Annotated in this window: 22 protein-coding genes and 1 other RNA gene; 10 read left to right on the top strand and 13 right to left on the bottom strand. The window is 39.9% G+C overall.

The annotated features are described in order from the left end of the window. Nucleotides 1–4 precede the first annotated feature (4 nt). Nucleotides 5–1,126, bottom strand: coding sequence for an exonuclease SbcCD subunit D (locus tag OS139_RS06745; protein ID WP_002288955.1), 1,122 nt, complete (start codon nt 1,124–1,126; stop codon nt 5–7). A 191-nt stretch (nt 1,127–1,317) separates the two neighbouring features. Next, on the bottom strand, nt 1,318–1,941 hold the full coding sequence (locus OS139_RS06740) for a lysophospholipid acyltransferase family protein (RefSeq protein ID WP_002332208.1): 624 nt from the start codon (nt 1,939–1,941) through the stop codon (nt 1,318–1,320). A 128-nt stretch (nt 1,942–2,069) separates the two neighbouring features. Here OS139_RS06740 and OS139_RS06735 point away from each other — a divergent pair, with 128 nt between their 5' ends. Next, the gene (locus OS139_RS06735; protein WP_002299374.1) at nt 2,070–2,804 is read left to right on the top strand and encodes a tRNA1(Val) (adenine(37)-N6)-methyltransferase; all 735 of its coding nucleotides are present in this window, start codon (nt 2,070–2,072) and stop codon (nt 2,802–2,804) included. Then, on the top strand, nt 2,794–3,078 hold the full coding sequence (locus OS139_RS06730; protein WP_002304776.1) for a GIY-YIG nuclease family protein: 285 nt from the start codon (nt 2,794–2,796) through the stop codon (nt 3,076–3,078). The genes OS139_RS06735 and OS139_RS06730 overlap by 11 nt, the downstream gene beginning before the upstream one ends. Before the next feature lie 74 nt (nt 3,079–3,152). Here OS139_RS06730 and OS139_RS06725 read toward each other — a convergent pair whose 3' ends face one another. The 4 genes from OS139_RS06725 to hisS form a co-directional block, all read right to left on the bottom strand. Continuing rightward, entirely contained in the window at nt 3,153–5,036 is a 1,884-nt protein-coding gene (locus OS139_RS06725) for an acyltransferase family protein (protein WP_002303199.1), read from the bottom strand. 265 nt (nt 5,037–5,301) lie between these two features. Further along, complete coding sequence (locus tag OS139_RS06720) at nt 5,302–6,177, bottom strand: YitT family protein (RefSeq protein WP_002293644.1); 876 nt, start codon at nt 6,175–6,177, stop codon at nt 5,302–5,304. A 108-nt stretch (nt 6,178–6,285) separates the two neighbouring features. After that, complete coding sequence (aspS, locus tag OS139_RS06715) at nt 6,286–8,055, bottom strand: aspartate--tRNA ligase (RefSeq protein ID WP_002289105.1); 1,770 nt, start codon at nt 8,053–8,055, stop codon at nt 6,286–6,288. A 14-nt stretch (nt 8,056–8,069) separates the two neighbouring features. Beyond that, nucleotides 8,070–9,362: a histidine--tRNA ligase gene (gene hisS, locus OS139_RS06710; protein ID WP_002289103.1), complete on the bottom strand. Its 1,293-nt coding sequence runs from the start codon at nt 9,360–9,362 to the stop codon at nt 8,070–8,072. A 393-nt stretch (nt 9,363–9,755) separates the two neighbouring features. On the opposite strand from hisS, the gene OS139_RS06705 reads away from it, so the two are divergent. Beyond that, nucleotides 9,756–10,703 (top strand): aldo/keto reductase, encoded by a 948-nt coding sequence (locus OS139_RS06705; RefSeq protein WP_002332209.1) that lies wholly within the window; start codon nt 9,756–9,758, stop codon nt 10,701–10,703. A gap of 88 nt (nt 10,704–10,791) precedes the next feature. Here OS139_RS06705 and OS139_RS06700 read toward each other — a convergent pair whose 3' ends face one another. From OS139_RS06700 to OS139_RS06670, 7 genes are all read right to left on the bottom strand, one after another. Further along, nucleotides 10,792–12,051: a cytochrome P450 gene (locus tag OS139_RS06700; protein ID WP_002301280.1), complete on the bottom strand. Its 1,260-nt coding sequence runs from the start codon at nt 12,049–12,051 to the stop codon at nt 10,792–10,794. Between the two features lie 170 nt (nt 12,052–12,221). After that, nucleotides 12,222–12,668, bottom strand: a complete 447-nt coding sequence (gene dtd, locus OS139_RS06695) for a D-aminoacyl-tRNA deacylase (protein WP_002289097.1) — start codon at nt 12,666–12,668, stop codon at nt 12,222–12,224. Between the two features lie 10 nt (nt 12,669–12,678). Beyond that, nucleotides 12,679–14,892 carry a RelA/SpoT family protein gene (locus OS139_RS06690; protein ID WP_002289096.1) on the bottom strand — a complete coding sequence of 738 codons (2,214 nt, stop codon included), beginning with the start codon at nt 14,890–14,892 and terminating at the stop codon, nt 12,679–12,681. A 232-nt stretch (nt 14,893–15,124) separates the two neighbouring features. Further along, a complete protein-coding gene (locus OS139_RS06685; protein WP_002289095.1) occupies nt 15,125–15,889 on the bottom strand; it encodes a 16S rRNA (uracil(1498)-N(3))-methyltransferase in 765 nt (254 codons plus the stop codon). Continuing rightward, a complete protein-coding gene (gene prmA / locus OS139_RS06680) occupies nt 15,890–16,837 on the bottom strand; it encodes a 50S ribosomal protein L11 methyltransferase (RefSeq protein ID WP_002332210.1) in 948 nt (315 codons plus the stop codon). Between the two features lie 12 nt (nt 16,838–16,849). After that, entirely contained in the window at nt 16,850–17,338 is a 489-nt protein-coding gene (locus tag OS139_RS06675; protein WP_002289091.1) for a DUF3013 family protein, read from the bottom strand. Further along, nucleotides 17,304–17,975, bottom strand: a complete 672-nt coding sequence (locus OS139_RS06670) for a DNA-3-methyladenine glycosylase (RefSeq protein WP_002297596.1) — start codon at nt 17,973–17,975, stop codon at nt 17,304–17,306. The genes OS139_RS06675 and OS139_RS06670 overlap by 35 nt, the downstream gene beginning before the upstream one ends. 137 nt (nt 17,976–18,112) lie before the next feature. Between OS139_RS06670 and OS139_RS06665 the strand changes: the two genes are divergently transcribed. The 7 genes from OS139_RS06665 to abc-f all read left to right on the top strand — a co-directional run bounded on the left by OS139_RS06665 (nt 18,113) and on the right by abc-f (nt 23,100). Beyond that, entirely contained in the window at nt 18,113–19,399 is a 1,287-nt protein-coding gene (locus tag OS139_RS06665) for a replication-associated recombination protein A (protein ID WP_002289088.1), read from the top strand. A gap of 71 nt (nt 19,400–19,470) precedes the next feature. Further along, nucleotides 19,471–19,665: non-coding RNA, 6S RNA (gene ssrS / locus OS139_RS06660), on the top strand. Nucleotides 19,666–19,742: 77 nt separating this feature from the next. After that, on the top strand, nt 19,743–20,027 hold the full coding sequence (locus OS139_RS06655; protein ID WP_002332211.1) for a hypothetical protein: 285 nt from the start codon (nt 19,743–19,745) through the stop codon (nt 20,025–20,027). A gap of 72 nt (nt 20,028–20,099) precedes the next feature. Beyond that, on the top strand, nt 20,100–20,579 hold the full coding sequence (locus tag OS139_RS06650) for a universal stress protein (protein ID WP_002293649.1): 480 nt from the start codon (nt 20,100–20,102) through the stop codon (nt 20,577–20,579). Between the two features lie 223 nt (nt 20,580–20,802). Further along, a complete protein-coding gene (locus OS139_RS06645; RefSeq protein ID WP_002293650.1) occupies nt 20,803–20,946 on the top strand; it encodes a portal protein in 144 nt (47 codons plus the stop codon). Nucleotides 20,947–21,289: 343 nt separating this feature from the next. After that, nucleotides 21,290–21,418: a hypothetical protein gene (locus OS139_RS06640; RefSeq protein ID WP_002293651.1), complete on the top strand. Its 129-nt coding sequence runs from the start codon at nt 21,290–21,292 to the stop codon at nt 21,416–21,418. A 104-nt stretch (nt 21,419–21,522) separates the two neighbouring features. Then, on the top strand, nt 21,523–23,100 hold the full coding sequence (gene abc-f / locus OS139_RS06635; protein ID WP_325066843.1) for a ribosomal protection-like ABC-F family protein: 1,578 nt from the start codon (nt 21,523–21,525) through the stop codon (nt 23,098–23,100). Nucleotides 23,101–23,183 lie beyond the last annotated feature (83 nt).

Raw genomic sequence — 23,183 nt, 5'->3', positions numbered from 1 at the left:
TTGATCATTCCATTTCCATGATTTCTTGCAACGTTTCTCCGAGCCATTTTTCTTGGTTTGCAGTTAGCTGCTCTTCCGTCATTTCACTAAAAAATGCTTCTGCTAATTTTTGAGGATCTTTCATTTCTAGTACTTTTCGTTTGCGCTTTGTTTGTTCTGCTCGACCGTTTGCCCGTTCAATCCCCAAAATACGAGGATATATTTGCCGAAGCTGGTTCATCATATTCGGGATGATCGTTCTATCAGTGAGATAGATATAGATGTAATTCTCCCGATTGACGGACTGATAAAAGGCAGGATCCAGCAATTCTTTGAAACTCGCTGTTATTTCTTCAATATCATGCAGGGGTTCGATCTCCCTAAAATTCAACTCCAGGCCTGTTGTCAGGTCAACGATCCATACGCCTTTTTTTTGGTTGATCTCAGATAAAGAGAATTTCAATGGGGAACCGCTATAGCGAGCATTATCCTGTCTCAAAGCAGCTTGATTATGCAAATGTCCTAGTGCTACATAATCAAACGGTGTAAGTAGTTCACCAGGGATCGAATCCAACCCGCCTACTTCGATTTTCGTTTCCGAATCAGATTTTACACTTCCCATTACAAAAAAATGGCTAATCAATACTTGTTTTTTTTCTGAATCAAATAGCTCCTGCATTTTATCTATCACCTTGGCTACCGCTTGCTTGATCGTTCGGATATTGTCATCTTCAAAATATAATCTCGCTGCAATTGGTTCAAAGTAAGGAAGAAAGAAAAATTGTACGTTTTTAAACTCGACTGGTTCAAATGCTTCTGCTAGCTGTGTTCGCAAAAAATAGTTCGAATAACTGAACCATGGCGTACCCGCTGAAAGTCTCGTACTGCTATCGTGATTTCCTGATATAGCAAAAATCGGGATCTTTTCCTTTAAATTCCAATCGACCATCAATTCATTGTATAATTCTACGGCATCAACAGCTGGGACACTCCTATCATATAAGTCTCCGGCAATCACGATTGCCTCTACTTTTTCTTCTTTCGCGATATCTAGTATAGAAGATAGTACATGACGCTGGTCTTCAATCAAGTCATAACCTTGTAGTTTTTTTCCGATATGCCAATCGGCTGTATGTAAAAAACGCATTCAATCACCTCAAAAAATGTCCTTCTAATTATTATAACACTTTGATCCATTACATGACACCTGTCTTCTATTTTACATATTGGAACGCAAAAAGAGGGCAGACTTGACGTCTCTCCCTCGTTTTCATTGAAAAAGTCTGAACTGAACAGGACAGTAGATTCAAAAGACCGCCCACGCATAAACTTATCATTTTATTTTTTTTTGACTTCATATTTGAAATCAGGGTTCACTTCTTTGTCCAATTTGTCAAAAGCTGCTTGTGTTCGTCGTTCGATCTCCGCCATACCTTCTTTATCCGTTTTCTTGATATCTGATAAGTCGATTGGTTGGCCGAAACGCACTGTCACTCTCTGACGCTTGAACAGATCCCCAAGTGTCAACGGACCTTGATATACAGCTGGCACGATTTTCGCTTTAGACATTCTGGAAATCAATGCCATTCCGCCTTTAAGTTCTGTAGCATGTCTTGTCCCACTGGGAAACATGATCAAACTCAAATTTGTCGATTTCAAAATCTTTACAGGTGTTTTAATGACGCTTGGTCCTGGATTTTCTCTTTTAACTGGAAAAGCATTGGATCGAGTTAATATAAATCGCAGAACTGGATTTTTGAACAGTTCTTCTTTTGCCATAAAGCTGAATTCCTTGGGTGCTGCAGCTACCGCCAGATATAATGGGTCCCACCAAGTACGATGGGGAGCAACTAGTATGTAATTCTCATCTTGCGGTAAAACTTCTTTATTCTCATAGCGGGCATTTCCATTAACTAAGGCTAATAGTACTCGAACTACCCCGCGCATAAATCGATAAAACATAGTCTCTTCCTTTCCCTTCTTATGGTCATAGTATGCATAAAAAATAGAGGTTTGACAAGCCACCTTGGTTCTTTTTAATAAAAATAGTATAATACAGACGACTATTTTTTTCATTTTGGAGGGAATCCATGCTTCACGAAGACGAACGAATCGACCAATTATACGCAGAAGATATCAAGATTATCCAAAGTTCCAAAGTGTTTTCTTTTTCTTTAGATGCTGTGCTGCTTGCTCACTTTTCCCGTGTACCTAAAAAAGGGAAGATCGTTGACCTTTGTGCAGGAAATGGCGCAGTTGGACTTTTTTTAAGTAAACGAACCCAGGCGGCTATCGACGCTATCGAACTTCAACCTCGTCTAGCAGACATGGCAAGACGTAGTATCGCGCTTAACCATTTAAATGAACAAATGACCGTCCACACCATCGATCTGAAAGACAGCTTATCTGTCGTTCGGCATAATTCTTGTGACTTAGTCGTCTGTAATCCACCTTATTTCAAAGGGCTGCCAACAAATAAAACGAACCCTAATAAACACCTGGCAATCGCCCGTCATGAGATCCATACGACGTTAGAAGAAGTGATCGATATTTCAAGTAAGCTACTAAAAACAAATGGACGCTTTACTATGGTCCATCGTCCTGATCGGTTCTTAGAAATCATTCAGGTCATGCAAGACTATCGAATTGCACCTAAAAGGATCCAATTTGTTTACCCAAAACCTGGAAAAGAGGCAAATATTTTGTTAGTTGAAGGAATCAAAGAAGGCAAATTAGACGGATTCAAAGTCGCTCCACCATTGATCACTTACAATATGGATGGAGAATACACTGTAGAGATTCGTGAGATGCTCTATGGCAAATGAACATTATTTTTACGTGTTATTCTGTAAAGATCAGACATTTTATGGTGGATATACAACCGATCTTTCTAGACGATTAGAGGAACATAACAATGGTACTGGTGCTAAATATACTCGTCTTCAAAAAAGAAGACCTGTTAAGATGATCCATGCAGAAGTATTTTCTTCAAGAAGCGAAGCAACAAAAGCAGAAGCTGCATTCAAAAAACTCACCCGAAAACAAAAAGAACGTTATTTACAGACACACTCAACCGTTTTGCTTCCTGAATCTATATGAATGTTAAAAACACGATAAATATAAAAAAACTTCAGGCAAAAACAAATGTTTTTGCCTGAAGTTTTTTGTAGCTATCATTCTGTCACGTTTGTCTCACTGCTGTTCGTACTTGAACTTCCTCCTAGCAAGGCTTCGCTGACTAAGTGAATGTAATGTGTCATCCCTTCAGGATTTGGATGGACTTGATCATCATAAAACCAGTCACTATGGTCATTACTGTAGCTGTACCAATCAATCAGCGTCATATTGTCGTATTTTTTCGTCATCTGTTCAAGCATCGCATTCACGTCATTTTGCCAGCGCTTCGTCGGTACTCGGACATTGACCCAGTATACTTTTCGATCACCGATTGCATCCATCACACTATCAAACTGAGCTTCCGAGAATGAGCCATTCGTTCCTAGTCCAATCAGAACAGTGTCTTTCAACAAATCTTGTTCCTTTAATTTTTCAATGTAAGGTACACTGGCATATAATTGTCGTCCGACATCTCCATCTACCACTACTTTTGGATAAAGTTCTTGTAGATCCGTTGCAGCATCCAACATAACTGAATCACCAAATGCTGTTAGTTCTAATTTTTGTGCCTTATTCCCTTGTGCCTTGGACAACTCGTACTTATCAAGGATCGCTTGGTCAACCGAACTAGTGGTGTTTTCTGAATTGTTTCTGGTTTCTTCTGCTAATTTTTTACTTTCAGCGATTTTTGCCTGCAGTTGTTTTTGATCGGCTGTTACAGCGTTTTTCGGTGCCGTAACGAAACCAACGAGTGCAATTGCTACAAGTAATGTGCCTGGAACAACCCATGGTTTGCTCTTACTGATGATCGGTTTGCTGAACCATCCTTTCATCACTTGGAATGTACGACCATAATCAAAACGTGCTAGCGGACGCTCCACATATCGATAAGAAAGTTCACTGATGATTAGAATCAATGTGATTTCCACTAAAGTATGCAACAAAACATGATCGGCAATATCAGTCACCTTTGCTTCATAAAAAATCATAACTGGAAACTGATACAGATAAATGCCATAGCTTCGTTTACCAATCCAAGTAAATACTGGATTTGTCAGCCATCGATTCAAACTTGCTCCAGGGTGTGCTGTCACTGCAACTAGCACTACGCATAACAGACTCACTAGGAGCATTCCTCCGTAATAGATGAAATTGTAATGATCATCTAAAAAGAAGAAGCAAAGAATCAGTGCCAAAAGCGAGATTCCTCCAGCGATATTCAGAATATTTTTCGCTTGTTTCGGGATGTTTTTCTTTAAACGCGTACTTGGCCAAACAAACGCAAGCGCACTTCCCAACCATATAGAAAACAGACGAGTGTCGGTACCGTAATAAACACGGGTTGGATCGCCTCCTGGTGTATACAAGATCATCATCAAGATGGCGGAGAGGAAGGATGTACCTAACACAGTATAAAAGATCCATTTTCTTTTACGAACAAATACCATCAACAATACAAATAAGATCGGCCAAACCAAATAGTTTTGACCTTCTACTGCTAAAGACCAGATATGCGTAAACGGTGACTCATTAGCAAATCGATCGAAATAAGATAAACCGTTATTGATTTGCCACCAGTTGTTGACATACAGTAAGCTGCTGACCACAACTCCTCGAAGATTGTTTAACAGCCCTCGCTGAAACAAAGTGATATAAGCCGAAGCTGTCACAAGCATAAAAACAAGTGCCGGATAGAGTCTCTTCATTCTTCTGACATAAAATTGCCAAATATTGATTTTTCCATTTTGTTCCCATTCCTGCCGCAGCAGATCCGTGATCAAATAACCAGATACGACGAAAAAAATCGGAACGCCCAAATAGCCGCCTTTCATACTAGTTGGCAGAAGGTGATAGAAGATAACACCCACCACAGCTAATGAACGGAGCCCATCAAACCCAGTGATGTAGCGGCTGTTTTTTAACCTTTTTTGTTTTTCCATTCAATATTCCAACTTTTCATAAACTTTTTTCATTCGTAATATACGGGTATTAAGTGAAAATAGCAAGTAGAATCGTGTCCTTTCTCTACTATTTTTTTCTATCATCCCATAAATTTAAAAAAATAAACATGCTTTTTTTCAACTTTAAGAAAATTTCAAATAAAAAAGCAGTTTTTCTTTGCTGATTCTACTATGGTAGAAAAAAACTGCAGACAAACGAACGTCTGTCTACAGCAGTATTTCATGAATTTTTGTCAAACTCGATTTAAATGCCATCCTCATAGAAACGACCAAGTATCTGGACGTTTTCTGCAATACTTACAAAAGCTTGTGGATCAGAAGCTTTCATTGCTTCTCTAAGTAGAGGCAGTTCGTATCGTGTAACGATCGTCATCAATACTGTCTGCTTATCATGCTTATAAGCACCTTCTGCTTCATTGATGATCGTGATCCCTCTACGCATACAGTTTTGGATTTCATTTACTACTTTTTCTGGATGTTTCGTTACGATCATTACCTGCATCTTCTTTTGTTTAGTATAAACGACATCAGTTACTTTTCCACTGACGAAAATAGACAACGTACTGTAAAACATATATTGCCAGCCAAATAGAATTCCGGCAACAAAAACGATCAATGCATTGAAGTAGATCGAAATAGAACCAATCGACTTTCCTGTTTTTTTACGAATCGTGATACTCACGATATCTAGACCGCCCGATGATAGGCCGTTTCTCAACGCTAGCCCAATACCTAGTCCCATCACAGCCCCCCCAAACAACGCACAGATGATTGGATCGGTAGATAGGACTGTTTCCGGTAAAATATGGATACAAAGGGAGGTCAAAGTGACTGTGATAAAAGTGAAAATTGTAAACTTCTTCCCGATTTTTAACCACGCCAATACAAACAAAGGTATATTCAGTAAATACAAAGTTGTTGATACCGGTACTTCGAATCCTATCAGTGATTTTGACAAAGTCGTCAAAATCTGAGCTAGACCAGTAATACCACTTGAATAAATATGTCCTGGCTGATAAAAGAAATTCAATGCGACTGATGCGATCAACGCATAAACGATAGATACCGAAAGCTTGGTCGTGTAATCATGATAAGCCCAATTTTCGAATGTTTTTTTCATGGAAAAGCCCCGCTTTATATGTTATGGCTTCATTATAAAGTGTTTTTCAATTAAATCAAGGTTGTCAAAAGAAGCGTATTCGACAAATCCTTTTTACCTTTTTATCGGCTATTCTTCTATATTCGTTACATCAATATTCAATTCGAACAATTGTAAAGGCGAAACCATACTTGGTGCATCACTCATCACATCGGCTGCTTTTCCGTTTTTAGGAAAGGCAATGACTTCACGAATATTATCTTCTCCGGCTAATAACATTGCAAAACGGTCCAATCCTAATGCAATACCGCCATGTGGAGGGAATCCGTAATCTAAAGCTGTTAACAAGAAACCAAATTGTTCTTCCATTTGTTCTTTTGTAAAGCCTAGAGTTTCTAGTACTTTTTCTTGAAGCTCACGAGTATGAATACGGATAGAACCTCCGCCTAGTTCATAACCGTTCAAGACGATATCATAAGCTTCTGCATAGACTTTTGCAGGGTCTTCAGCCAATAACGGGATATCTTCTTCTTTTGGCATCGTGAATGGATGGTGAGCAGAGACATATCGACCTTCTTCTTCTGAAAATTCAAATTGTGGCCAATCAGTTACCCATAAGAAATTGAATTTCGATTCATCAATTAGTCCTAATTCTTTTCCTAAACGTGTCCGGATAGCACCTAATGCAGCAGCGACGATTTCACTTTTATCTGCGCCAAACATCAGCAAGTCACCTGGTTTTGCATCTGTTGCTTTAATGATTGCTTCTGTTGCTTCTCCCATGAATTTAGCAATTGGACCTTTCAATCCGTCTTCTTCTACTTTCAGCCATGCAAGCCCCTTAGCTCCGAATTGTCCTACATATTGACCTAACTGATCCATGTCTTTTCGTGAGTAGCGATCTGCAGCGCCTTTAGCATTCAATGCTTTCACGACACCGCCGTTTTCAAGAGCCATTTGGAAGACTTTGAATTCTACTTCTTTGACTGTATCGCTTAGATCGATCAATTCCATGTCAAAACGTGTATCCGGTTTGTCGCTGCCGTAGCGAGCCATTGCTTCATCATAGGTCATACGAGGAAATGGCAATGTGACTTCGATACCGCGAACTTCTTTCATTACCTTCGCAATCAATCCCTCTGTGTAAGTTTGGATTTCTTCTGCTGTTAAGAACGTTGTTTCAATATCTACTTGCGTAAATTCAGGCTGACGGTCTCCACGTAAATCTTCATCGCGGAAACAACGAACGATTTGATAATAACGGTCGAATCCAGCATTCATCAGCAATTGTTTAAACAATTGAGGAGATTGCGGCAACGCATAGAAATGTCCAGCATGGACACGTGAAGGAACTAGGTAGTCTCTTGCGCCTTCTGGTGTAGATTTCCCTAGGTAAGGTGTTTCGATATCGAGAAAGTCATTATCATCTAAATAATGACGAATCGCTTTTGTTGTCGCATTTCTTAATTTGATGTTTTTAGTCATTTTTGGACGACGCAGATCCAAATAACGATATTTCAAACGTATTTCGTCACTGATTGCTTGATCATCTTCAATTTGAAATGGCGGGGTTTTTGCTTGATTCAAAATCACGATTTCACTTGCAATCACTTCGAATTCACCAGTGGCCATTTTAGGATTTACTGCATTTTCTCCGCGTCTTCTAACTTCCCCAGTCACTTCGATCACGTATTCACTGCGACATTTATCCGCGATTTCCCATGCTTCTTTGTTGATTTCAGGATTAAAGACGATTTGAACGATTCCTTCACGATCACGTAGGTCGATAAAGATTACTCCCCCAAGGTCTCGTCTTTTTTGTACCCATCCTTTTAATGTAACTGTTTGTTCTAATTGTTGTTCGGAAACTAATCCGCAATAGATCGTTCTTTGTGCCATTTATTTTTTTCCTCCTACTCGAATAAAGTCATTTCATCATAGACTTCATCAAAATGTTCATATATCTCTTCTAATGGAAAACTTTTTTCTTTTCGGCTTGCCATTGCTTTGACATTAATCGTTTGACTAGCAAGCTCATCTTCACCGATCACCAATACTAATTTGGCATTCGCTTTATCTGCTGTCTTAAATTGCGCTTTTGCTTTACGGTTCATGAAGTCGCGGTCAGCTGAAAAACCAAAGTTTCGAATCGCTTGGACCACTTTCAATGCTTCGATATTTGTTTCGTCTCCGAGTGCGACCACGTAAGCATCCAACTCATTAAATGCAGGGATAACTACTTCCTCTGCCTCCATAGTCAAGAGTAATCGCTCGATACCCATTGCAAATCCGAAGCCAGGTGTTGAAGGACCACCTAGTTCTTCCACTAGATTGTCATAACGTCCGCCTGCGCAAATCGTTGCTTGTGCCCCCATTTTTGGTGCGTCACTCATGATTTCAAAAATCGTATGTGTGTAATAATCTAGTCCGCGAACCATATTACTGTCGATTTCATAAGGAACAGCCAATGCATCCAGCATGGAAACAACGGTATCAAAATGTTTTTGAGCAGGCTCGCTTAGATAATCTAAGATAGATGGAGCTTCTGCCACAAATTTTTGATCTCGTTTGTCTTTACTGTCCAATACGCGTAATGGATTTTCATGAAGGCGGCGTTTAGAGTCTTCACTCAGCTCTGATTCAAAAGGTAAAAGATAGTCGATCAACGCTTGACGATAGGCTTGACGCGTTTCTTTATCACCTAATGAATTGATGACTAGCCGGATTTGCGTGATCCCCAACTGTTTGAAGAAATCAAGTGCCATCACCATGCTCTCCACATCAGTTGCAGGGTTTTCTGATCCAAATGCTTCTACTCCGATTTGATGGAATTGACGTAACCGTCCTTTTTGAGGGCGTTCGTAGCGAAACATTGGTCCCATATAAAAAGTTTTGAACGGTTTCGCATACTCTGGGCCGAACAATTTATGCTCAACAAAAGAACGAACGATTGGTGCTGTACCTTCTGGTCGAAGCGTCACATGGCGTTCCCCTTTGTCATAAAAATCATACATCTCTTTTGAAACGATATCCGTTGTATCCCCTACACTTCGGGATATCACTTCATAGTGTTCAAAAATCGGTGTACGCATTTCATTATACTGATAATCTCTGAATAATAAACGTGCTGTTTCTTCGACAAACTGCCATTTTTCTGATTCGCCTGGCAAAATATCATTTGTTCCTTTTGGTCTTTGGAAACTCATAGTTTTCTCTCCCTTTCTTAGCTATGTAAATAAAAAAATCACCCTTGTTCATCATGAACAAGGGTGAATGAAATTCATACACGGTACCACCTAATTTTGAAAGATTTCTCTTTCCTCTTACGAATAACGCTCGTACGCGGGACGGCTTTTCACTCGTCCATCTCCAGAGTGTCTTTAGGCTAATGAAACTTTAGATCATTTTCAGCCTCGATGATCCTCTCTTGTAAAGTTTCAAAAACTTACTCGCTCTTTCATTGACATTCGATATTACTTATAACCTACTAAAAACCAGTCTCAAAGTCAAGAGATATCTGACTATTTCCCCTCACAAAAACGTTTTAGTTCAGCTTTTTGGTATTTTGTTTTAGACTAGACAAAAAGGAGGAATCAGCTATGGCAGAAATAAGAATCGGACATTCACAAGTCTACGCAGAACAGCTTGGATTAGGAGCAAATGCCGTTGGAGGACATAATCTTTTTGGCGGTTTGGAAGATGAGACAGGAAAACAAGTAGTTCGTACAGCTTTGAATAGCGGGATCAATTTGATCGATACCGCTTATGCTTACGGAAACGGCCGTTCCGAAGAACTGATTGGCGAGGTACTGAAGGAAAAAGAATATGATCGCTCACGTGTCGTCATCGCTACAAAAGCTGCTCATGTACCAAATAAAGGGCGAACATTTGATAATTCTCCTGAGTTTCTCAAACAATCGGTGGAAGATGCACTAAAACGTCTGCAAACTGATTACATCGACATTTTTTATATCCACTTTCCGGACGAAAGCACACCAAAAAATGAATCAGTTGCTACATTGCATGAATTAAAAGAAGCAGGAAAAATCCGAGCAGTCGGTGTGTCAAACTTCACGTTAGAACAATTGAAAGAAGCGAATGCAGATGGATATGTCGATGTAGTAGAAGATAAATACAGTTTGATCCATCGGCAGGCTGAAAAAGAATTATTCCCTTATCTTGAAAAAAACAAAATCAGTTTTGTTCCCTATTTTCCTCTTGCTTCCGGTTTGCTGACAGGAAAATATGAACTTGGTGAGGAAAAACAATTTGGTGAAGGAGATCCTCGAAAAAGAAACCCAGATTTCCAAGGAGAACGTTTCAGAGAAATTTTAACCGCTGTCGATGTACTTCGCCCCATCGCTAAAAGATACCAAGCCACTCCTGCGCAACTTGTTTTAGCTTGGTACATGAAGAATCCACGAGTGTCTGTAGTTATACCTGGAGCTAAGCGTCCAGAGCAAGTATCTGACAATGTCCAAGCTTTAGATTTGCATTTATCCAATGAAGATTATCAAACCATTGATGAAGCATTTCGCGGATTTTGATCAATTGACTTTATCAATTTATAGTAATATGAAAAAAGGAAGATCAGCACTGTTTGATCTTCCTTTTTTTCGATAAGTTTATGCTAATCTAATTCTTGTAAAGTAGCGCTCGGCTATTCGGATAAGTTGGAAACTGATTGAACGGAATCGTCCAATCTTGTTCAGGTACAGAGAACTCAAACTTATTTACTAGCTGATCGGAAAACACACGTAGACTATGAAGAGTGATCCATTCTCCTGCACAGCGATGCATTTGTCGAAAATCTCCCCCGCCTTGTGCAATCATCTCATATTCTTCTTTATAGGAAATATCTTTTGCTTTCCCTACATACCGTTTGATCATAAAGGAATCTGGCGCTTCAACTGTTCGTTCATCATGGTCTGTTCCATATAAATCTAAAATAACCCAACTGCCTTCTGGTATACGATAACCATCTACTTCTACTTCTTTCAGCGAAATCGCAGGTAGCATTGGGAAGAAAGGATAATAGCGTCTCATTTCTTGAATAAACGGATCTTGTAACGTCGAAAAGTCATTTTTTAATTGCTGATACAAATCTGGTCTACTGAAAAGTGCATGTCCCATCAATGCCGCCCACACAGTTAGAGCAACCGTTGGACGGATGATGTTCAATAATTCAACAGCTGCCACTTCCAGAGGTAAAAGCTGACCATCTAAATCTGTGGCATTGGCAAAAGCATATAATGCCACATTTTCTTTTCCAGCCACAGGATTTTGTCGAGCTTCTTCAATCAAGCCTTGCGCCCATTTTTCTGATTTTTTGCGATTTTCGACACCTTTTATGTGATCAATCGGAGAAGTAAACGTTCCGCTGATCATAGAGATTTGATATTCTGCTAATTTTTCGACCTCATCTTTAGAAATCGCTGATAAATTGATACCTGCCCACTCGCAAATAGATGTAAAGAAAACCATCTTACTTAAATCAAATAGTTCAAATTGACCATGCTGTGCTTCAAGTGCTTGTGTCAGATTCTTATCTAAGATACGATGATAATCTTCCATTCTTTCTGGTGTCATTAGATCCATAAAAATATTTTTCCGATGGTGATGAGCAGCTCCATCCAAAGTCTGTACTCCACCTTGACCAAAAAGTGTCTTCAATACTAATTTTGGCATAGCACCTTTTCGTTTGAAATTCCTTGGATCATAAAATACTTTTGCTGCTGATGATCCGTAGATCGTGATAGCTTCTTTATTGAAAATCTTTGCTTTGACGACGGGAGCGTCCGCTTCATGGCGTAACTCCTCCAACATGTTGTATCCTTTTTGATACAATTTTTTTAAATCTGTGATTTTGATATCTACTACTGGTACTTCTTTCATCTTCAGCAACCTCCTATAAAAAATAACTTGTATAATTTAAGCTTAACTTTTTTTCCGACTGCTGACAAAAGAAGCGCTTTTTGCAGACAAAAAAGCCACTTAAGTTAGAGTTTATCAGTCTAACTTAAGCGACGTGTTTCATAGTTTTTACTAGTGAAAACCAGATTACTTTATTTGTTTTTAGAATCAATAATGATCGTTACAGGTCCATCATTGACGAGAGAAACCGACATATCTGCTCCGAATTGTCCGGTAGCGACTGTGATGCCGCGACTTCTGATTCCTTCATTGAATGATTCGTATAAAGGAATAGCTGTTTCTGGTCGTGCGGCTTCCACAAAGCTTGGTCGATTTCCTTTTTTCGTATCCGCAAACAGTGTGAATTGAGAGATACTTAAAATTTGTCCTCCCACATCTTCTACACTAATATTCATTTTTCCTTGTTCATCTTCAAAAATACGCATTTGTGCAATTTTTTTTACCAGATAGTCCACGTCTTTTTGCGTATCGGTTTCATGAATGCCTAATAAAACAAGTAGGCCGTAGCCAATTTTTCCAATTTCTTGCTGATCGACTGACACAGCAGCTTTACTTACCCGTTGAACAACTGCTCTCATATCTGTCCTCCTATCCATTCGTCCGGCGTACACTGTAGACATCAGGTACTGCTTTGATTTTATCCACGATACTCTTTAGGTGGGATAAATTCTGGATACCAACCGTCAAATGGATCGTCGCCATTTTATCTTTATTCGTCCGTGCTTCAACGCTGTTGAGATTTTTCGTTAGCGCATTGACTGTTTGAAGTACATCATTCAATAAGCCTGAACGATTATAGCCGTAAATTTCCAAATCTGCATCATACTCTTTTCGTGTATTCGATGTATCTTCCCATTCGACTTCAATCAAACGTTCTGCTACATTTGGTTTGTCAGGCTGAACATTCGGACAATCTCGACGATGAATGGATATCCCTCTGCCTTTAGTGATATAACCAACGATATCATCACCAGGAATCGGATTACAGCAGCGACTAATACGAATTAGTAAGTTTTCTACCCCTTGAATGACAACGCCACCTTCATGACGTACTTTCATTTTGTCAGGTTCTTTTTTCGGCTGATTCATGATTTCTTCTGCTTCTTGCTTTTGCTGCTCGATTTTTTGTTCTTTACGTTCTTTTTCAGTCAGACGATTGGCCATCGTCAAGGGGCTAACTTCTCCATACCCTACAGCTGCATAGAGATCATCTTCTGTTTGATAATTAAAACGATCGAGTGCTTCTTGCAGTTTGTTCTTCGTCAAAATATCTTTAGGCGTAAATCCTAGATCTGTAATACATTTGACCACGGATTCGTGGCCTTTGATCACATTTTCTTCTCGATCTTGGGCTTTGAAGAAACGTTTGATCTTATTTCTTGCTTTGCTAGTAGCAACTAATTTCAACCAGTCGCGACTTGGGCCAAATGAATTTGGAGAAGTCATGATCTCAATGATATCTCCGTTTTTCAATTTGTAATCAAGCTGCACCATTTTGCCATTTACTTTTGCACCAGTGGTTTTGTTACCGATATCCGTATGGATACTGTATGCAAAGTCCAATGGTCCGGATCCTTTTGGTAACTCAGTAACGTCTCCCTTTGGTGTGAAGACGTAGACTTTATCACTAAAGATATCTCCTTTTACGCCTTCCATAAATTCAGAAGCATCATAGCTTTCGTCTTGAAGTTCGAGTATCTCATGGAACCAGCTTAATTGTTTCGTCATACCATCTGGTTCTACTTTTTCATTTTTTCCTTCTTTATAGGCCCAGTGTGCAGCAACCCCGAATTCAGCGATTTCATGCATTTCCTGTGTTCGGATTTGAATTTCTACCGGATTTCCTGCCGGACCGATCACGGTAGTATGCAAAGATTGGTACATATTAGCTTTTGGCATGGCAATATAATCCTTAAATCTGCCGGGCATTGGTTTCCATTTTGTGTGGATTGCTCCTAATACAGCATAACAATCCTTGATTGAATCTACGATCACTCGAATAGCTAGCAAGTCATAAATTTCGTTGAACTGCTTTTTCTGATCTTTCATTTTACGATAGATTGAATAAATGTGTTTTGGCCGTCCATAGATTTCTGCAAAAATCCCCAGCTCTTCTGTTGCTATTCGAATATCTTCAACAGTACCACTTACGTATTTTTCACGTTCTTCTCTCTTCGTCTGCATCAAGTGGACGATACGGTAATACTGTTTTGGATTTAGATAACGAAGTGCTGTATCTTCTAATTCCCATTTGATCCGGCTGATCCCTAGACGATGTGCAAGAGGCGCATAGATTTCTAAAGTTTCCTGAGCGATCCTTCTTTGCTTATCTTCTCGCAGGTGCTTCAACGTACGCATGTTATGTAGTCTATCAGCTAATTTGACCATGATAACTCGTAAATCTTGAGCCATTGCTAGCAGCATCTTTCGGTGGTTTTCTGCTAGCTGCTCTTCGTGGGATTTATATTTTATTTTCCCTAATTTGGTTACGCCGTCCACTAGCATAGCAACGTCATCGCCAAATTCTTCTCTCAGATCTTCTAAAGTGATTTCTGTATCTTCAACAACATCATGTAAGAAGCCTGTAGCCACTGTATGGGGATCCATTTTTAAATCTGCTAATATACCTGCGACTTGGATAGGATGAATAATGTAGGGTTCGCCTGATTTTCTAAACTGTCCGTCATGTGCAGCAGTCGCGTATTCGCATGCTTTCTCAACAAATGCTACATGTTCGGGACCCATGTATTGACTAACGAGCTTTATGACACCGGGTCCCGTTAAAATTTCTTCTTTTGTCACAGGAATCGATCCCCCTTTCTTTTTTCGGTAAAACGGGAATCGGGACAAATATCTGTTTGATAATTGTCCCAAAATCCGTGCAGTTATACGTTTTTTTACGGAAATGTTCGCTTTTTAAAAGCTTTTTCAAACGATTTTTCGTATCCATTGTATAAATAATTGTTTCTATTATACAAATTGTTGACTATTTTTTCAATTCTTTCTGTCGATACTCTTTTATTAATGAAGAACGTTAGCTGAAAGAAGGATTCATTAATTCCCATTGATAGCTAGCAGCACTTAATAAATAAAGAGGTGCTGTTTCTGTACGAAGGATTCTTGGTCCTAATCCACAAAGTATCCCTTTGTGTTCTACAAAATAATCGACTTCATCGCGGGATAATCCACCTTCTGGTCCAAAGACAGCTAAGATTCGACTATCTGGTTTTGTTTCACTAAGAATTTTGGCTGCATTTGATTTTTCGCCTTGCTTTGCTGATTCCTCATAAGCAACCAAGACCACGTCATAATCATCTAGCCGCTCAAATAAATCTTGTTTCGTTTCCAATAACTCTACTGATGGCACGATCTGCCGATGGGATTGTTCCGCTGCCTCTTGAGCAATCTTTTCAAGCCGTTGTTGTCGTTTCATACGTTTTTTTGCATCCCATTTAACGACAGAGGCTGATGCCGGGAAACCAAGAAAAGCTTGCGCTCCTAATTCAGTGGATTTCTGAACGATCCAATCCAGCTTTTCCCCTTTAGGATAGCCACTCGCTATGGTAATCGAACTTGGCAGTTCCTTTTGATTTTCTTCTTTTTTAATTTCTTTCAGATAAACAGCCTCTTCAGTAATCTCCGTGATTTCTGCAACAATGGCTATTTGATCATTGAATGCCAAAAAAACTTCATCCTCGGGTTCCATCCTCATAACCCGTACAATGTGGTGATAGTTTTCCCCTTCTAAAACAAAATAGTCTTTTGATTCATATGATTCTTTTAAAAAATACCGCTGCATCTATTCCACCTCTGGTTTTTTCAAAATAATTGCATACCAGTCTTTTTGCTGGAAAATTTGATCCAAGATAAACCCTTGTTCTAACATGGCATCCAGAACCATTTGCTTCTTCTCTTCAATGATTCCTGAAACGATCAGCGTGCCTGTTTGCTTCAGTAAACGCCAAGCATCTGGGATCATCAATAAGATGATATCTGCTAAAATGTTCGCAACGATTACATCACTTTCAATCTCGATTCCTGTCAAAAGATCGTTAGCTGATACATGGACATCTTTGGCTATTTCATTCATATCCATATTTTCTTTCGCCGAACGAACGGCTACTTCGTCTAAATCAAAGGCATAGACATCTTTTGCACCAAGATATTTTGCTGCAATACTTAGCACGCCCGACCCAGTTCCCACATCTAGCAATGTTTCACCACCACGCAAGACTGTTTCTAGTGCTGTCAATGTCAAGGAAGTCGTGGGATGAGTGCCTGTGCCAAATGCCATACCAGGATCTAGTGTGATAATTTTTTCTAGAGGATCTTCTGTCTGGTAGTTTTCCCAGCTTGGCGCAACCGTCAGCATTCGCGTAATACGCACCGGATGATAGTATTTCTTCCAGGCTGTTGCCCAGTTGCTTTCCTCTACTTCACTAACTGTTACTTTATTTTTTCCAATAGCTAGACCAAACTCAGGTAATTGTGTGATACGATCTTTGATAAAAGGCAAGATTTCCGGTAAGAAAGTCGTTTCCGGAAAATAAGCCATGACTAGTGCGCCTTCTTTCAGCGATGTAAAATCATTTTTATCTAAAATCTCACCATATTGATCCGACTGAAAATGTTCAACATCTAAAGAATCTTCAATCGCGACACCACTCGCCCCTGCCTCCATCAAAATATTAGCAACTGCTTCGACTGCTTCACTTTCAGTTTCTACTTTTACTTCATTCCATTTCATATCTGTCACTCCTTAATAACTTGGGTACGGTAAATAAGTATCTGCTTCATTTTGCTGTTTTACTTCTACTAATTCTGCTAGTTGCTGATTATCCCAGTGAAGCTCGAATACAGCTTCGTCATCGTCTTCATCCAAAAAATCAAGCAAATCGCTTTGCCCTTGAGCTAATACTTCATTTAGATATTCCACTAAAGAATCAGCTACTGATTTTGCCAACCCTTTTTTTCCTTCATAAGGGATTACTGCTAGATAATTGCGTTCATCAAAAACAGATTTCTGAGGATTAAAAAGAAGTACGCCGTCTTCAAATTCGATAATTGGTTCTTGCGAAACGATCCCTTCTGCATCATCAATCTCAAATTGTGCTTTATTTTCTGCAAACAAGCGAACAACGATCTCGATCGTATGATTTTTTGTATCCCAATCTAAAGCTACATCATAGTCTGTCACTTGTTTTTCAATTATTTCATCTAAGTATGTTAATAGATCCTTCTTTTTCATTTTCTTTCCTCCAACCCCAATCTTTCTCGATTTGGTTTTTTCTTTGTAAAGAGATATAAGGATTTCCCGACACAACAAAACGCAACGGCTTTTCTGTCCATACACCTTTGTTTGGGATACCGATTCTAGGCAAAGCATTGATCTTTTTTGGTGTCTTTTTTTTCTCAAAAACTAAGCGTAACGAACTATCTGCTATAGACTGACCGTAAAGTTCTTGAGGAATTGCTAATGCTTCCACTAATTTTCCCGGACCGTTGCTGATATCTGGACCAGTTTTTCCGCCACGATTTTTACTCATTTGATCAATCATTGCGGCGGGTTCGATTGCACGTATCATTACTCCTTGAGGAATCCCTTCTGGCTGAGTAATGATGTTCAAAATCCGATGAGTATGCATCGTGTAAAGGTAGATCGTACCTGGTTTTTCATACATTGCCCGCACACGCGGTGTTCTTCTTAAACCATAGCTATGGGCAGCCTCGTCTTCTGGACCTAGGTATGCTTCCGCGTCTACAATATATCCAGCTAATCTTCCTTCTGGTGTGTCATGCTCCAAATACATCCCCAATAAATCCCGTGCCACTTCTGGCGTCGTTTTATTCCAAAAAAATTCATCTATCTTTTGTTTATCCGTCATTTTTCTCACCTACTTTATCATACACAATATTAGTTGGATAAGCTATGAAAACAAAACAACAGAAGGCTGTTCTTTCTAGGCATCTTGCTAAATATGATATAATTAAGGGACGTAAAAACAAGAAGGAGGAAAATCCTATGCAACAGCCATTGGCTTATCGCATGAGACCTCGAACGATCGATGAAGTCGTTGGTCAGCAGCATCTAGTCGGGGAAGGAAAAATCATACGCCGCATGGTCGATGCTCGCATGCTCTCTTCCATGATTCTATATGGACCTCCTGGTACTGGAAAAACGAGTATCGCAAGTGCGATCGCCGGCTCTACTAACTATGCATTTCGCATGCTAAACGCCGCTACAGATTCAAAAAAGGATCTACAAGTTGTAGCGGAAGAAGCAAAAATGAGTGGTACAGTGATCCTCTTATTGGATGAAGTACACCGATTAGATAAAACAAAACAGGATTTTCTGCTTCCTCATTTAGAAAGTGGCCGAATCATCTTGATCGGAGCGACTACTGAGAATCCTTATATTACCATCAATCCAGCGATCCGCAGCCGTACACAGATCTTTGAAGTCAAACCATTAACAGAACAAGACATCCAGTTGGCAGTCGAACATGCTTTAAGGGATAAAGAACGCGGCCTTGGACAACAAGCAATCCAGTTAGACGAAGATGCTCTTCTTCACCTTTCGCGTGCAACGAACGGCGATTTGCGGAGTGCATTGAATGGGCTGGAACTGGCTACACTATCGACTCCTTCAGATAAAGAAGGAAGGATTCATCTTACACTGTCGATCATTGAAGAATGTGTCCAAAGAAAAGCTCTTACCCATGACAAAAATGGAGATGCTCATTATGACGTTATTTCGGCTTTTCAAAAATCGATTCGTGGAAGTGATGTGGATGCTGCACTTCATTATCTCGCCCGTTTAGTTGAGGCAGGTGATCTGGCAAGTATTTGCCGGCGTCTGATGGTTATCGGTTATGAAGATATAGGTTTAGGTAATCCTGCTGCTGCGGCTCGTACAGTGAACGCTGTATTAGCTGCTGAAAAATTGGGATTGCCTGAGGCACGTATCCCACTAGCAGACGTCGTCGTCGATCTTTGCTTGTCGCCAAAATCCAATTCTGCCTACATGGCATTAGATGCAGCACTTGCTGATATTCGAGAGGGCAAAGCTGGAGATGTTCCTGATCATTTGAGAGATAGCCATTACAAAGGTGCGAAATCCCTCAACCGTGGCGTGGGTTATCAGTATCCTCATCATTTTGATCAGGCTTGGGTCAATCAGCAATATTTACCAGATAAACTGAAGAATGCTCAGTATTATCAGCCAAAAGATACAGGGAAATATGAACAGGCTCTGGGTCAACAGTATTACCGTATAAAAGAGTGGAAAAAGCATCCTCCAAAAAACTAGACAAGAAAACGGTTCTGTTTCTGCGAGCTCTCTCATTGCTCTTTTTAAATTCATATGCTACTATAGAGGTGGGAAATCTGTGATGTTCGAATTGTCCTCTTTGTGTGTTGACCGAACATTTTTATTGATATCTTGGGACCCGTCTTGTGTCACTGCTGGTAACATGCCTTATCATTTGGTAGTTCGAAGCTACGACCATGGGACCCACCTGCTTGAATTCGCGGGATCAATACTACAGGACAAACAACGGCATTAACGGAGATTACCATCTTTTAAAGAATAAAGCAATTTGCTCTTGGCAAATTGCTTTTTCTATTTGTTGCTTATTTTGGAGGATTTGTTCATGATTGGGATTTTAATGATTATCGCCACTTTAGTATTATTATTCGTTAGCTATTATTTATTTAATAAACAGGATATCTTTTTTGTATTGATCAACAAAAATGATAAAAATCAAGGATTCCTACAATTTTACGGAGCTGCATATGCTGTTTTAGGCGTAATGGGTATTTTAACAGCTTTTTTCAATCAACGCTTTATTGCCTTGGTCTTTTTACTGATCGTAATTATTGTTTCTGCCACCTTCAGTATCCGATTTGCAAAAAAAATTGCTGAACCAAAGCAGTAAATAATTCTCTTTTTCCCTAAAGTGTTCTACAATAAAAGAGTACAATACGATTGACTTGAGGAGTGAATGCTTATGTTACAACAATACAAAAAAATCATGGTTGCCGTAGATGGTTCTGATGAAGCTGAATTAGCTTTTAAAAAGGCGGTCAATGTAGCTATCCGAAATAACGGAGAACTTCTATTAGCACATGTCATTGACACACGTTCTTTCCAAACCGTTTCATCCTTTGATGGAATGCTTGCAGAACAAGCTACTGAAATGGCAAAGCAAACATTGGCAGATTATGAAAGCAATGCGAAGAAAGCTGGCTTGAATAATGTAACCTCTGTCGTAGAATATGGCTCACCAAAACAAATTATCGCCAGAGAAATCCCAGAAGATAATCAAGTAGATTTGATTATGTTAGGAGCCACAGGATTGAATGCTGTAGAACGTTTATTTATTGGTTCTGTTTCTGAATATGTTATTAGAAACGCAGCTTGCGATGTGCTTGTTGTCCGAACTGATTTAGAAAACCAATTGCCAGCTAAAGACCACACCAAAGCTTAACACGTAGACGACCTGCCAACTATCGGCAGGTTTTTTTGCACAAAAAACCGTGATAAAAACAAAAGACGCGGCAAGCACTCATTGGTCTTTATAATGTTTAAAATAAAGGGAAAACAGTCAATGAGTTCAAGTAAAATAAAAAAAGTGAACACCGGCGGGCGATTAGTCGCCCTGGTGTGGTTTAAAACGACCTAAGCATGCCAAAGCTTATTGGTTCGTCAATGTGGAAGTTTCCGATGAATCTGATACGAAAAAATATGAAGTATCGATGGCGGATACCGATTTTATCGCCAAACTAAAATTTTATTTCGGGTTCGGGTACCGCGAGAAGGCAAGTGCTACATTCGGTAAATCATTCAAGAATTGATGAAAGGCTACCGCTTGCCATTGTAACCACAACGATACTCCTGAACGCGATGTTGGTGATTTCCAAAGAGAAGAGCTGTTTAATGCAACGGTATTAAGCAAATTGCAAAAGGAAGTCATGTAGACAAAGTTTTTTATCAAACACCATATGATTTCGCCTGAACGCTGGTTTAGCTCAGAATACAATGATGTGGTCCACGAGACATTACCATCAGTCAGATAAAAAAAAGCTCTCTGACAGAATTACGCATCGATAAATATTAAGTAAATGTCAGCGCTAGTTGAACTTTCTGACACTTTCAGGTACACTGAAAAAGACAACTACACGAAGGAGGGAAAATACTATGATGCGCATGACTAAAATAACAAGTAATGAAAATTACCAACGATACCATATCGCATTTAGCCATGCAATTGGTTTTACAGTTGCTGTTGACGGGACAAGTTTGTCCAAAACAGTTGAATTCACGTAAAATCAATGGCCATCTCAAGGTATTTTTCTCATGATAATCTGAGTTTAAATAACACAGGCCATGGATAACCATGGCCTTTTTGAGTGGTCTCAAGGAGAGAGATCATGATCATACAAGCAATTTCTATTAAAAAAACAATCGGCGGGAATCCATTATTTGAGGATTTATCCTGTCAAATTGAAGCTGGTGAAAAAATTGCCTTAGTCGGTATCAACGGAACTGGCAAATCAACCTTTTTACAAATCTTGACCGGCAGAGAAGGTGTCGACAGCGGTGTTATCAGTCGCAAAAAAGGCTTAAAGATCGGGACGGTCGAACAAGAACTTACAGTTTCCGAAGCAACCGTCAACCACTACTTGCTCCATTCTGCCGCTGAGATACAGGACCTCAAACAGCAAATGAGTCGCTACGAAGCATTGATGACAGAACCAGATACAAACTTAGAGAAGTGTCTGACCCGTTACGGTGAGCTGCAGCATCGCTTTGAAGAACTAGGCGGTTACGTATTAGAAGACCGGATTGCAGCGATCTTGCAAGGCTTAGGGATTCCACACCGTCAGGAAGCACGGTTAACAGAACTTAGCGGAGGCGAACGAGTTAAAGTCGCTTTAGCCAAAATTTTAGCAGCCGATGCCGATTTACTTTTACTCGATGAACCGACCAATCATTTAGATCTTAACAGTATTCGCTGGTTGGAAAACTATTTACAGAATACAAAAAAATCGGTTCTGGTCGTTTCTCATGATCGGCAATTTCTCGATCAAGTCACCACAAAAACATGGGAACTGGAAGAAGGTGCATTGATTGAGTATCCCGGAAACTACAGCCGTTTTCGAGTCTTGAAAGAAGCTCGCTTGGCTGAGCTGACAAAAAATTACGAACTGCAGCAAAAAGAAGTCCAGCGGTTGAAAGTCATGATTCGTCGTTTTCGTCAGTGGGCACATGAAGGAGACAATGAGTCCTTCTTCAAAAAAGCCAAAGAACTGGAACGCCGCCTGGCGAAACTGACACTCGTCAAACCGCCAGCTCCCCCGAAAAATCGGCTGCAAAGCTTGTCTAATGGTGGAAAATCTGGCAAAGAAGTTTTCATCATTCAAAACTTGCACCAGCAGTACGCTGATCAAGTACTATTCAAAGAAAGCAGTTTTGCAGTCTATCGTGGAGATCATTTAGCCATCATCGGCGACAATGGTGCAGGAAAATCAACCTTACTCAAATTATTACTCGGTGAGGAAAAGCCTTACGGTGGCACCATCAAATTAGGTAGTAGCTTGCAAATCGGTTATTTGCCGCAGCAGCTGCAGTTTGCCGATCCCGATAGCCGTTTGCTGGCTTACGCCATCACATTGACTGGAAACGAAGAAGTCGCTCGACGGCAATTAGCCAAAAGTGGCTTTTATCAAAGCGATGTGGGTAAACGGATCAAAGATTTATCCGGTGGTGAAAAAATCCGTTTGGCGTTGCTGAAACTCTTTTTAGAAAAAATCAACGTCCTGATTTTGGATGAACCAACCAATCACCTCGACAGCTATGCTCGAGAAGAAATTGAAGAAATGCTGCAAGACTATCAAGGAACGCTCCTAGCAGTCAGCCATGATCGCTACTTTTTGCAGCAACACTTCCAAGAAGCACTCGTTATTGAGCAGGAGCAGATCAGCCGCCAGCCGCTCGGCCAACTTTGACTAGGACGCTTTTTCGCAACAAAAAACTTGATTTTCATACCTGTGCTTTCACGATTCAGTCAAAGCACAGGTGGAAAATCAAG

This window comes from Enterococcus sp. E4-223 (genome assembly GCF_035727065.1).
Lineage (GTDB): Bacteria > Bacillota > Bacilli > Lactobacillales > Enterococcaceae > Enterococcus_B > Enterococcus_B faecium.
Note: the sequence above shows the minus strand (reverse complement) of the source record. Positions and strands in the feature narration are given on the sequence as shown.

Coding starts and splice junctions, on each gene's coding strand:
- OS139_RS06700 (WP_002301280.1), bottom strand. CDS start 12,051: ATGAAAGAAGTACCAGTAGTAGATATCAAAATCACAGATTTAAAAAAA.
- OS139_RS06725 (WP_002303199.1), bottom strand. CDS start 5,036: ATGGAAAAACAAAAAAGGTTAAAAAACAGCCGCTACATCACTGGGTTT.
- OS139_RS06720 (WP_002293644.1), bottom strand. CDS start 6,177: ATGAAAAAAACATTCGAAAATTGGGCTTATCATGATTACACGACCAAG.
- OS139_RS06745 (WP_002288955.1), bottom strand. CDS start 1,126: ATGCGTTTTTTACATACAGCCGATTGGCATATCGGAAAAAAACTACAA.
- dtd (WP_002289097.1), bottom strand. CDS start 12,668: ATGAGAGCAGTTGTTCAACGGGTAAGTAAAGCTGCTGTGTCAGTCGAT.
- OS139_RS06670 (WP_002297596.1), bottom strand. CDS start 17,975: ATGACGGATAAACAAAAGATAGATGAATTTTTTTGGAATAAAACGACG.
- OS139_RS06640 (WP_002293651.1), top strand. CDS start 21,290: ATGATGCGCATGACTAAAATAACAAGTAATGAAAATTACCAACGATAC.
- OS139_RS06655 (WP_002332211.1), top strand. CDS start 19,743: ATGATTGGGATTTTAATGATTATCGCCACTTTAGTATTATTATTCGTT.
- prmA (WP_002332210.1), bottom strand. CDS start 16,837: ATGAAATGGAATGAAGTAAAAGTAGAAACTGAAAGTGAAGCAGTCGAA.
- OS139_RS06685 (WP_002289095.1), bottom strand. CDS start 15,889: ATGCAGCGGTATTTTTTAAAAGAATCATATGAATCAAAAGACTATTTT.
- hisS (WP_002289103.1), bottom strand. CDS start 9,362: ATGAGTTTCCAAAGACCAAAAGGAACAAATGATATTTTGCCAGGCGAA.
- OS139_RS06705 (WP_002332209.1), top strand. CDS start 9,756: ATGGCAGAAATAAGAATCGGACATTCACAAGTCTACGCAGAACAGCTT.
- OS139_RS06740 (WP_002332208.1), bottom strand. CDS start 1,941: ATGTTTTATCGATTTATGCGCGGGGTAGTTCGAGTACTATTAGCCTTA.
- OS139_RS06665 (WP_002289088.1), top strand. CDS start 18,113: ATGCAACAGCCATTGGCTTATCGCATGAGACCTCGAACGATCGATGAA.
- abc-f (WP_325066843.1), top strand. CDS start 21,523: ATGATCATACAAGCAATTTCTATTAAAAAAACAATCGGCGGGAATCCA.
- OS139_RS06730 (WP_002304776.1), top strand. CDS start 2,794: ATGGCAAATGAACATTATTTTTACGTGTTATTCTGTAAAGATCAGACA.
- OS139_RS06650 (WP_002293649.1), top strand. CDS start 20,100: ATGTTACAACAATACAAAAAAATCATGGTTGCCGTAGATGGTTCTGAT.
- OS139_RS06735 (WP_002299374.1), top strand. CDS start 2,070: ATGCTTCACGAAGACGAACGAATCGACCAATTATACGCAGAAGATATC.
- OS139_RS06675 (WP_002289091.1), bottom strand. CDS start 17,338: ATGAAAAAGAAGGATCTATTAACATACTTAGATGAAATAATTGAAAAA.
- aspS (WP_002289105.1), bottom strand. CDS start 8,055: ATGGCACAAAGAACGATCTATTGCGGATTAGTTTCCGAACAACAATTA.